The 2,701-nt window shown below is 56.1% G+C and carries 5 protein-coding genes; all 5 read right to left on the minus strand.

Translation table 11 applies throughout. The features are described 5' to 3' along the window. Positions 1–190: 190 nt before the first annotated feature. On the minus strand, positions 191–520 hold the full coding sequence (locus LNV09_RS24560) for a hypothetical protein (protein WP_263559692.1): 330 nt from the start codon (positions 518–520) through the stop codon (positions 191–193). Positions 521–641: 121 nt separating this feature from the next. After that, entirely contained in the window at positions 642–818 is a 177-nt protein-coding gene (locus LNV09_RS24885; protein WP_505191004.1) for a DUF7957 family protein, read from the minus strand. 303 nt (positions 819–1,121) lie between these two features. After that, positions 1,122–1,487 (minus strand): hypothetical protein, encoded by a 366-nt coding sequence (locus tag LNV09_RS24565; protein ID WP_263559693.1) that lies wholly within the window; start codon positions 1,485–1,487, stop codon positions 1,122–1,124. A gap of 108 nt (positions 1,488–1,595) precedes the next feature. Beyond that, complete coding sequence (locus LNV09_RS24570; protein ID WP_263559694.1) at positions 1,596–1,955, minus strand: DUF1801 domain-containing protein; 360 nt, start codon at positions 1,953–1,955, stop codon at positions 1,596–1,598. 159 nt (positions 1,956–2,114) lie between these two features. Beyond that, positions 2,115–2,701, minus strand: a 587-nt coding sequence (locus tag LNV09_RS24575) for a GNAT family N-acetyltransferase (RefSeq protein ID WP_263559695.1), incomplete at its 5' end; no start/stop codon positions are given.

Below are 2,701 nucleotides of genomic sequence, written 5' to 3' on the forward strand. Positions count from 1 at the left end.
AAGCGGCAGGTGCCACAAGCTTGGGGACGATGCCATGACGGTATTGGTGCGCTCTAACGTTCGAGCTGAGGGGCCGCAGCCAGCTGGCCGCGCGGAGCTGAAAATATACAGGCAGCGTAGCGCGGCCAGCTGGCGGAGGTCCACTCGAGCGACAGGTTAGCCCGATGCTGGATGAAGTTGCGCAATCTTGTCATGGCGATGAATGGCGAACTTTTGCGTCGGCGTAGCAATCGACGCAAACAATCGACATACGGTTGAACCTACGGAAGGCTTCAGTCATCTCGCCTTCGCCCAAGTAGAGCTCTTCACAGGCCGAGCACCAGGCTTGGAGATCGTTCGGGTTGCTTGAATTTTCGACAAACCCGGCAGGCGCCAACTCACCGCGCAGCAAGTGCCCGCAAACCACGGCAGAAACACGTTCCCCATGCTCTCCACATCCAATCATCGCTGGTGCCGAAGTAGTCATATGTATTTGCAGCGGGCTAACGTCGAAGTTGAGCCGCGAGCGGCGGGTGGTCACGGAAGGCCCAGAATGGAATGGGGGCCTGAAGTGGACAGCCGTTGCGAGTCGGCTCGAACGAATGGTTAGGGCTCAGGCACTCGGACTTCATGTTGGCATGACTCTTTGGCCGCCGTGCAGGCTACTTGAGAAACTCTTTGCGAACGATGGTGCCGCTGCTCGGGTTGATCTCGCATTTGTACGACGAGTACGAGTTCACGACAAGCGGCTCGATAGAATTGATCCTATAGTAGTAATCCGATGGCTCCGGCATCTCCGCTTCCCAGAGCGTTTGGCCGGTTCTGTTTAGGGCCAGCAAGTTCCGAATGGCGGGAGCCCCCGGCGGCGCAGTACCTTGTAGTTTGAATCTTTGAGATATGAGTCTGGGTCGAGCAACACGAACACGACCCTGTCATGCTCGGTGGCGTTGAGCACTGGCCAAGGCAGTTCAACTTTCCGCCCGTCGACGGTCAGGCTGTTTCCCGAAAATGAGACGGTCATGCTTCTGAGGCCTAACGTCGAAGTTGAGCCGCGAGCGGCGGCTGGGCACGGAAGGCCCAGAATGAAATGGGGGCCTGGAGTGGCCAGCCGTTGCGAGTCGGCTCGAACGCCCGGTTAGAGCTCATTTCTCGCCGCCCCTGCGTGACGAAAGATTTGGCAAAAGCCTATGCGAAGCAATGTATGCAAAGGCGATCGTGATTGCTAGCGACGGAAGCAATAGCTCAGGAGCATTTGCGTACCACTCAAAATGCCACTTAAGTTGCCCGATGTCCTGGTAGAGAACTGCGACGGGGTACACCATAGCTCCAACCCCAAGTCCAACCGGCACAGGCGTTACTAGTAGTGCCGCGAAAACCATGAAAGAAACTTCACTTGCGCGCTGGCTAATAGGAAGGAATCGCCAAAGGAAAGCAAGCGCGACCAAAGTCATCGCCAGAAGCAACAGGACGATGCCGAGCAATGCTGCCGCGATGAGCACGGTGGTCATGAGCTCTAACGTTGAAGCTGAGGGGCCGGAGCCAGCTGGCCGCGCGGAGCTGAAAATATACAGGCAGCGCAGCGCGGCCAGCTGGCGGAGGTCCGCTCGAGCGACTGGTTAGACCCCACTTGCTGCCTTGTGCGCAAGCGAAAGGTACTCTGCAACTTTCTTGCTCTTGATTTCTGCAACTGACCTGATCTTCAAGTGACGGCGACCTTTACCTGACCCTTCAAGAAAACCAATTTCATCAGTGATCTTGGCGCCCGCTCCGAATTCGACGGACACATGTTCCTTGTAGGCGAACACACCACAGAACTGCACTCCTGAAGAGAACAGGATTCCTCCGTACTTGACCTCTTCGAAAGAGGACTTGAAGGTCTGCTTGACCAAGGCGCGCACGGCCTCAACGATCTCGTGGTTTGTCTCACTGATGAGTCGGATGTCTTCGACCAGCGACTGGACAGACTTTGTGGCCATTTTGAATGAGGTCCTCTGTGAATCCGGCGGAAGAGCGATAGTTGTTCCGGTGGGGTCTAACGTCGAAGTTGAGCCGCGAGCGACGGCTGGGCACGGAAGGCCCAGAATGAAATGGGGGCCTGAAGAGACCAGCCGTTGCGAGTCGGCTCGAACGACCGGTTAGGCGTCACCTGCTGGCCTCGACCATCTGATGCGCAAGGGCGTAACCACAGCATCCATCTCACCAATTTCAGGCTCGATACCGACTTCTTCAAATCCAAAGCTTGAGTAGAAACGTTTCGCCGCCTCGTTGTCTGGTTTATAGCAAATGTGGATGTTCTGCGCAGTGCCGTCTGCGCATATCTCCCGAAGGACGAACTCTAGAGCCTGCCGACCGTACCCGCGCCCTTGAAAACCCGCATCGATCATCAATCGCCAAATTTCATATGTGCCCGGTTCGCTATCACTGTCATCTGGCGTGCAGTACAAGACAAAGCCGATCACCCGCTCGTCACCGTAGATGGCATGGGTGCGAAGTGACGTATTGAGGCTGGCCTCGGCTATTGAGTAGGAGTTGCTCGCGAGGTACTCGTATTGGTGATCAAGCAACCGAAGATCGACGACGTCGTCTAAGTTCTCCAGCGTGATCTTTCTTAAACTGATTTTCATATGAGCATTGGTGCTGCGTGTTTTGTGACGCCTAACGTTCGAGCTGAGGGGCCGCAGCAAGCTGGCCGCGCGCAGCTGAAAATATACAGGCAGCGTAG

It is taken from the genome of Paucibacter sp. B2R-40 (assembly GCF_025717555.1).
Taxonomy (GTDB): domain Bacteria; phylum Pseudomonadota; class Gammaproteobacteria; order Burkholderiales; family Burkholderiaceae_C; genus Paucibacter_A.

Coding starts and splice junctions, on each gene's coding strand:
- LNV09_RS24565 (WP_263559693.1), bottom strand. CDS start 1,487: ATGACCACCGTGCTCATCGCGGCAGCATTGCTCGGCATCGTCCTGTTG.
- LNV09_RS24570 (WP_263559694.1), bottom strand. CDS start 1,955: ATGGCCACAAAGTCTGTCCAGTCGCTGGTCGAAGACATCCGACTCATC.